This is a genomic window from Algoriphagus confluentis (assembly GCF_036245625.1).
Taxonomy (GTDB): Bacteria; Bacteroidota; Bacteroidia; order Cytophagales; family Cyclobacteriaceae; genus Algoriphagus; species Algoriphagus confluentis.
The window spans coordinates 1-325 of sequence record NZ_BTPD01000003.1; the positions used below are offsets into that span (position 1 = coordinate 1).

General features: G+C 43.1%; 1 protein-coding gene. It reads right to left on the bottom strand.

Translation table 11 applies throughout. From position 1 onward, the window contains the following. Window positions 1–196 (bottom strand): helix-turn-helix domain-containing protein (locus tag AAA943_RS04780; RefSeq protein WP_338223092.1); only part of this gene is annotated, 196 nt, incomplete at its 3' end. Window positions 197–325 lie beyond the last annotated feature (129 nt).

Genomic DNA, 325 nt, shown 5'->3' on the forward strand with positions numbered 1-325 from the left:
TTCTGTTTTGAGCGACTCGAGCGACATATTCACCCGCATTGCGCCCGCGTAGACCCGTGTTCCGACGAAGCTCCCGACAAATGGTGCTTTTATGAACTCCTAAAGCTCGGGCAATACCGGTCTGAGTCACCCCTTGTTTGATTAAAATTTCGATTTGGTACCTTTGCTCTTGGCTGAGATGATTGAATTTCTGCATGACAACACTAATTTAATTCTTCAGCCTAAGGAAGGAAGCCTAGGCTTCCTTCCTTAAACCTTTAGTGTTGCACTTATTACTTGAATCTGGGGTATAAAAAAACCTACCTACAGAGATCTTTAAAAAGAT